Source organism: Ruegeria sp. YTSC106, assembly GCF_059609765.1.
The window spans coordinates 180,395-187,045 of record NZ_JBXWMI010000010.1 but is presented as its reverse complement, the minus strand read 5'-3'; the positions used below and the strand labels follow the sequence as shown (position 1 = coordinate 187,045).

At 56.2% G+C, this 6,651-nt stretch carries 10 protein-coding genes; 1 reads left to right on the top strand and 9 read right to left on the bottom strand.

The features are described from left to right. From AC2FEB_RS15220 to AC2FEB_RS15190, 7 genes are all read right to left on the bottom strand, one after another. Positions 1-379, bottom strand: a 379-nt coding sequence (locus tag AC2FEB_RS15220; protein WP_496884201.1) for a hypothetical protein, incomplete at its 3' end; no start/stop codon positions are given. Between the two features lie 19 nt (positions 380-398). Beyond that, on the bottom strand, positions 399-1,418 hold the full coding sequence (gene hflC / locus AC2FEB_RS15215; protein ID WP_496884200.1) for a protease modulator HflC: 1,020 nt from the start codon (positions 1,416-1,418) through the stop codon (positions 399-401). Beyond that, positions 1,415-2,482: an FtsH protease activity modulator HflK gene (gene hflK / locus AC2FEB_RS15210; RefSeq protein ID WP_113789390.1), complete on the bottom strand. Its 1,068-nt coding sequence runs from the start codon at positions 2,480-2,482 to the stop codon at positions 1,415-1,417. Before hflK ends, hflC begins: the two co-directional genes overlap by 4 nt. A gap of 75 nt (positions 2,483-2,557) precedes the next feature. Next, on the bottom strand, positions 2,558-3,049 hold the full coding sequence (locus AC2FEB_RS15205; protein ID WP_113789389.1) for a hypothetical protein: 492 nt from the start codon (positions 3,047-3,049) through the stop codon (positions 2,558-2,560). Positions 3,050-3,065: 16 nt separating this feature from the next. Further along, positions 3,066-3,524 carry a hypothetical protein gene (locus tag AC2FEB_RS15200; protein WP_233494706.1) on the bottom strand — a complete coding sequence of 153 codons (459 nt, stop codon included), beginning with the start codon at positions 3,522-3,524 and terminating at the stop codon, positions 3,066-3,068. Positions 3,525-3,532: 8 nt separating this feature from the next. Further along, entirely contained in the window at positions 3,533-3,919 is a 387-nt protein-coding gene (locus AC2FEB_RS15195) for a hypothetical protein (RefSeq protein WP_496884199.1), read from the bottom strand. Positions 3,920-3,957: 38 nt separating this feature from the next. Next, the gene (locus AC2FEB_RS15190) at positions 3,958-4,224 is read right to left on the bottom strand and encodes a hypothetical protein (protein ID WP_300073708.1); all 267 of its coding nucleotides are present in this window, start codon (positions 4,222-4,224) and stop codon (positions 3,958-3,960) included. 741 nt (positions 4,225-4,965) lie between these two features. Between AC2FEB_RS15190 and AC2FEB_RS15185 the strand changes: the two genes are divergently transcribed. Next, positions 4,966-5,103 (top strand): hypothetical protein, encoded by a 138-nt coding sequence (locus AC2FEB_RS15185; RefSeq protein ID WP_158541246.1) that lies wholly within the window; start codon positions 4,966-4,968, stop codon positions 5,101-5,103. A 74-nt stretch (positions 5,104-5,177) separates the two neighbouring features. Here AC2FEB_RS15185 and AC2FEB_RS15180 read toward each other — a convergent pair whose 3' ends face one another. Both AC2FEB_RS15180 and AC2FEB_RS15175 read right to left on the bottom strand, forming a co-directional pair. Further along, a complete protein-coding gene (locus tag AC2FEB_RS15180; RefSeq protein WP_300073704.1) occupies positions 5,178-5,687 on the bottom strand; it encodes an SLC13 family permease in 510 nt (169 codons plus the stop codon). Further along, complete coding sequence (locus tag AC2FEB_RS15175) at positions 5,615-6,301, bottom strand: hypothetical protein (RefSeq protein WP_496884198.1); 687 nt, start codon at positions 6,299-6,301, stop codon at positions 5,615-5,617. The genes AC2FEB_RS15180 and AC2FEB_RS15175 overlap by 73 nt, the downstream gene beginning before the upstream one ends. Between the last annotated feature and the right edge of the window lie 350 nt (positions 6,302-6,651).

Here is a 6,651-nt window from a genome sequence, read left to right as displayed (position 1 = left end):
CGGAGCGTTTCGTGTGTTTCTCGGTGGGTTCGGCGCCCTGTTCATATTGCCGGTTCTGATCTGGTTCCTCTATCCGGCCCAACTGACCCGAGCGTGCATATTTGGGCGTCATGAAAAACAAATAGTGAACATGTAAACTAGTTGCCATTCGTTGTGCCCTATGCGAACCGATAAGACGCGGGGTGATTTCAACGGACAAACTGGACTTTTGCGTTTGCGGCGGATGCACGTGCCGAAAACCCAAAACTTTGAGCCTATTAAACGCGAATGGGGTCGGTGGCGTTTGGTCCCAAACATCGCGTTGGCAGCAACGGGTGTCGGTCGCAATTTGGCTTTCGGCGCTTCGCCTTTCGTCCAAATCCACCGGTTCTTCCGTCATCTCTTTGTCCTCCGATTCATTAGCGTTCGGCCGCAGCCGTCAGGCCGGGAGAGGGAGGAGACGTACTCCCAGACGGCTCTCCGGCCTCCATTCCTCTCAGAAACCTGAAAAGTTCGCTATCGGTTGTCAGGACCAGCGTCGTTCCGCCTGAAATCATGTCCTTGTAGGCCTGCATTGTCCGGGTAAACGCATAGAATTCGGCTGCTTGGGCGTCGATGTTATAGGCTTTTGCGTAGATCGCAGCCGCCGAGGCGTCAGCCACGCCGCGGATTTCCTCGACGGCGCGATACGCTTCGGATTGTATCTTGTTCAGATCGCGAACCCGGTTGCCGCGAATTCGCGCGGCTTCGCCATTGCCTTCGGAAAGAAAACGTTCAGCGATCTGGCGACGCTCAGAGATCATGCGGTCATAGATCTTCGGACGCACACTCTCATTGTAATTGATCCGCTTGAAACGGATATCGAGAAGCTCGATCCCAAATACACGAACCTTCTCTGAGGCGGCTGCGAAAATCTCTTGTTCCACAAGAGCGCGGCCTTTCTGGATAGGAACCAGAGAACCTATGTCCTGCGCGCGCTCCTCATCAGTCAGAAGCGTGTCCCGCAGCGGGATCCGGCCTTTCGTAGTCCGGATAATCTCTATCAACTCGTGTTTTGCGACGGCATTGCGGGTTTCGCTGCCGAGAATATCGTCCAGACGGGATTGCGCGCTGCGCTCATCGCGCAGCCGCAGGAAATATTGCAACGGGTCGGTGATTTTCCAGCGGGCGAACAGATCGACGGAAATGTAGAGCTTGTCCTTGGTGGGCATGTCGGACGGATTGCCATCCCACTCAAGAACCCGGCGGTCGATCCGGTTGACTTCCTGAACGATGGGCAGCTTCAGCTTTAAACCGGCCGTTATAACTGGTTCTCTCACGGGTTTGCCGAATTGGGTGATAATGGCCTGTTCGACTTCGCCAACTGTGTAGAGGGAACCGGAGGCAATCACGCCAACTGCAGCCGCAATCCCTGCAATGAGACCCAGTCTGATACTCATGACGGATCCTCCTGAAGCCTGTCGAGGTTCAAAAGCGGCAGGATGCTCGCAGTCGATCCTTCGACAATGATTTTTGACAGGATTGTGGGCAGAACATCCTGGAGGGTTTCTATGTATATCCGCCGCCTCGTGACCTCTGGTGCCTTGACGTATTCGGCCAAAAGCGCGGTGAACCGCGCAGCGTCGCCTTCCGCCTCGTTGATGCGTTTCAGGCGATAACCGTCAGCCTCTCGAATCCGCTGATCTTTCTCGCCCTCGGCCAGCGGAATGACTTTGTTGTACTCGCGGCGCGCCTCGTTGATCAGGCGTTCCTTTTCCTGCTGTGCCTGGTTGACCTCATTGAATGACGCCTGAACAGGCCCCGGCGGGTTGATGTTCTTCAGCTGCACCTGGTCGATACTGATGCCCATGGCGTATTTCGTGGACAGAGCCTGCATCTTAAAAAGTGCCTCGCTCTCAATCTCTTGCCGGCCGATGGTAATGACCTCGTCAACCGTGCGGTCTCCAACGACCTCGCGCATCACGGACTCAGAGACGTAGCGCAAAGTCGCGCTTGGCTCGCGTACCTCGAACAGGAACTTCAGGGGGTCCGAGATCCGGTACTGCACCACCCATTCCACAAGCGCGGCGTTCAGATCTCCCGTGACCATTTCGGTTTCACGTCGGCCGTCAGACGGGCTTTGGAAGGGATCACTCCTGCCCGGCGTGGTGAATCCGAATTCCTGCTTCAGCTGCCGTTTCACGGGCACCAGTGTGGCAACGTCGATGCCAAGCGGGAATTTGAAATGCAGGCCAGGCGGAACCTCAGCAGTGTATTTGCCAAAGCGCTGGACAACGGCGACCGAGTCGCTCGGGACAGTGTAGTAAGAAGACCAGGCCACAACCGCCGCCAAGACTATCGCTCCTGCAACAAGAACTCCCCTCAGCGGCGGCCGCCCATTGGGGAACAATCCGCTCAGGCGGTCGCGGCCTTGACGTAGAATATCGTCAATCTCGGGAGGATTGCTCTTCTGTTTGCTTTGCCATGGCCCACGGTCTTCCGGGCCGCCGTTCTGGTCGGGCATATCGTTTTCTCCCTTGCTCGTGCGAACCGGCACTCGGCGCAGACCCTGGCGGTCGGCGGGGTGGATTCACGTGTCTTATTCCCTCTGTGTCGGCATTCCTTCGTTCTCCGCAGCCTGTATTTGTGAGTTTTCTTGTGGCGATGTACCTGTTGTATCCGCATCCCGTGCCTCTTTGTCCGCCTGAGATGCGCGCCCGCCCGCGTAGAGATGCCGAAGCTGCATCTCGGAAACACCGTCGGCCTCCATCACCAGCCGAACCATCGGGTCTGCCAGCATTTCTTCGAGGAAAATTTCGGCCAGATCTTTTCCGGTCAGCTTGTCCTTTGCCAGGGCGTCATCGAGGTCGGCCAGTGAAACGGTCAAGGTTCTCGCCAGGCCGGGGTGGGATGCCGGAGAATGCAGCCTCACCGCTACAGATGCTTTCCAGACTTCCGGGTGCAGCTGGTCGGGCGGTGAACACAGTTCCGTTTCAATGTCATACTCTCCTGCCGGAAGCCTCTCGTCGAAGTCAGGCACACTGAAAGGCCGGGCGAAAACCGCAATTGACTTTCTGACTAGCTCGTTCATAGGAGAAGTCCTCTCATCAAAGCGACAAGCGCGCCAAAGCTGCGGCTGCCAGAGCATTGCCCTTGTCGTGGTAGTCCCCGTGGAATACGCCATCCACCTTGACCTCCCAGATCCCATTCCTCTCTCTGACACGGACACGATCAGCTTGCGCAGTGGGATAATAGGGGTGTGCCGAAGTTTGTCTCTTTTCCGGTTGGTGCAATGGCTTAACGAGTACGCTGGAGCTCACCGCCTTTGGCAATTGCGTTTCTCCAAGGGTCATCACGGCGCGAATGAACTCCTCCGCGTAGTCATCCGCGTTCCGGTGGTCATGCTCGTGCCGCACCATGGCCATCGGCTCAACAAAACGCTTCTTCAGGTGCTCAACAAAACGCGGTTCCGTGTGCGACATGTAAGCAATGAGCGACTGGAGAACCCGTTCATGGGCTAGAACGCGCCGTTCAAGATCGGTTGTTTCAGGCAGAGTTGGTGACATGGCGCTGCTCATCCTTCATTGATCGTGTTTTCCGGACGCTCCGGTGACTTGTTTACGTCAAGGGCTGCAAGGCAGGCTTGCGCGATGTCCCGGTTCGGGGTCTCTGTGCCTGGTATCGTCACCCAGCCAGCCGCCATGAGGGCCTCTCGCTGCCGGAAGGTAGAGGCTGCCCGGATCGCCGCCATCTTGGCAGCCCGTTCCGGATCGGATCGGGCCATATCCAGACAGACAGGCACCAATGCGGTGGCAACATGTTCACGGGCCATAGCCACGGACCTGTCGTTCGAGGTTCGGCCGGTTACCCAGCCGCCCCAAGAAAATCCAGCTATACTAACAAGTACCGCACCGATGACGGCGCCGTAGAGGCCAGGTTTAAGCCATTCGGGAGTGTTCATTGTAGTTCCTCCAGCGGCAAAGCGCCGCCTCGCTATCTTCAGGTGTCATATTGAATGCCGTGGCCAAGTGCCGTATCCAGGTCGGTCCAGGAAATTGGTCGCATTTCTGTTCGGCCCAGCGAACGCCCTTTGCCGTTTATGGTCAGGAAAATCGCTGTTCTGCGGTATTCCGTGAAACTCAGCGTCTCGATAAGTTCTTCCTCAACCAATACTTCGTATTCACCGGCAGGCAGCTCGTCCGAATATCCGGATAGGGTAAACGGTCGCGGGAAGGTCACGGTGGATCTGATTGAACGCAGCGCCATCCCCGGTCTCCGCGATGTATACGTGCCTTCCGCGCTGCAAGGGCTGCCGTATCCTGATTGCAGAGTGGTAGCCTGCATTTGCGGTCATCATACATTATCCCAGAACCGGGCGATGCGCGCTGACCCATGTTAGCGCCGCTGGGACCCGGGCCGTGCCGGCGAACCTTGGAGCTGCCCTGATGCTTGACTTCAGAAGTTTGGACACCGGCTGATCTGCGTCAGCGCGTGCTCCAGGCGATGCGGGTATGATCGAAACAATACGAAACATTTTGATCTTGCCAGAGGAGACCCCGGTCAGTCGGCACGTTCGCTCCCAAGATCCGAAAACATTAAAAAGGAGGAAATGGTGATGCCCGCAGGTGGCATTCTTTACCCGCATAGCCCTGAGTTCGATCGGTTTTTGCAAGCCTTCGTTGGTGAGGATCGGAAGGGCAATGCTGTTACGGCACTTTCGGCCCTTGCAAGGCTAGAACCTAGGGAAGAGGCAGATCCCGATTTATTGGATGCTGATTGCACTCATGGGCGCTCTGATACTTGCGCGGATCTTTTATCTGGCTAAAGCGGGCTAACCTGCGTCAGTACGAAGGTGCTCTGAAACCCGTTAGGTAACATGTGTCCGCTGTGTATTTGGTTGGCATTTTTTTTGAGTATCAGAGGGGCGCGGGGAACATGGAGCTCCCCAAAAGAGCTGTATGAGTCTCGTGCTTCTTATTCTCGGACCGTCCAGGAAAGGACATTCCAATGAATGATGAAGACCAGAGTCAGGAAAACCACACCGTCAAGCACATGGCCTCCGTCAAGGCCGCCTGGGACAAAGCGCCTGAAGGCCCCAAAAAGGCGACGGCATTGAAACACTATACCAAGTTATTAGTCTGGTAGCCAACAGGCGTAGCAAAGTTTGTACTCGCCCCAAGTATCACCGCAACAACAAAGGGCCGCAGGTCAATGCCGTGCTATTCGGCAAGGCCGATTGCGAACAGGGTCACCACGACGGCCACTGCGTTATTGGTGACTGCTTCGGTCAGCACCGAGGACAATAGGTCGACAGCAGCAAGCGTTACAATTGGAGGCATTCCGTCTAGTGCCGGGGTTACGCTTTTGACGATCAGGCCAACGGTCCCAGAGTTTTGAAGACCTATCCCCACAATCAACATTGAGAAGATCAGGACAGGAACACCTGCGTCGATGGAACTCCAGGCCTCGTTGCTGTCGATGCACCGCAATACGAGGATGGTCGCAACGGCGATGAGAGCAAGCACACTGACCTCGGCTATCCTAGCGGCTGCAAGGACCACGACCACACACCGCGCTAGGAGAGCGAGCGGCGCTTTCTCGCGGCGGAAAGCGCGGCCTCCGGCATCCGTGATCGCTGCGAGATCGCCCGCCTCGGTCATCTGCGCAAAGCCTTCAAGTGTTCCCTCCAAAAGCAGCGTATCAGCCGGACGCAGGAGTGCCGTTGACAAGTCAGGTCCAATTGTTTCCCCCTGCCGGTGGGCGCCAATGACGCGCATGCCATAGCGAGCTGGGCAATTCGCACACCACGACTTCGACGGGAAAGGGTAACGATAGCCTCAGCGACTATCACGTCGGTGACGGTCTCGGGGACTGGTCCTTGACGCAAACTAACTTCGCTACTTTCGATCCTACGGAGGGTGAGGAGTTCCGATGTCGTCACCTTGGCAATGATCTTGTCACTTGGCTCGAGAACGTGCTCATTCAGGCGATCGCGCTTTACCTCGGATCGCGACCGGACACCAATGATCTCCATGCCTCGCCGGTTCAGGTCAAAAATTCCGCCCATGCGCTGACCCACGCCCAGATAATCCTCCCACGGACGAAGCTCTGTGAAGAAGGCTGTTTCATTGTCTGCGCCCAGTCGTGCAATATCCCCGCGATCGGGCAAAAGAAAAGGCCCGAGCATGAGCAATGCCAAACCGCCCGTGGCTGCCGCAACCAAACCGACCGGAATAATTTCGAAAATTGAAAGGGGCTCGATTCCCGATGCCTGCGGCACACCATCAACCAGCAAATTGGTTGTAGTCCCGATAAGTGTGCAAGTTCCTCCAAGAACCGCCATGTATGATAGCGGGATCAGCAGGCGTGTTGCGGCAAAAAATGAGGCTTCGCGCCAATCGAATGTCCACCGGGATTAAGACAATGACGACCGGCGTGTTGTTCATCATCAAATCTGAGGCGATTAGGTACAAAGCCAATATTTGGGCAGCTATCAGAAAGACCGAAAGGAAATCGAGTATCAACATAGTGGTTTTTCCTTTCACAATGCGCAGTAGCTGGTGCTTTGGACCCGATGCAAACACACTCCTTCAGGAAAGGAGGAGGACATGCCCGAAACCTGCGAGATCGACGCCCACAGATTGCACTGCGCCGGTGCTCGAACATGACAAGGCATTTAAAACCTGCACAGGT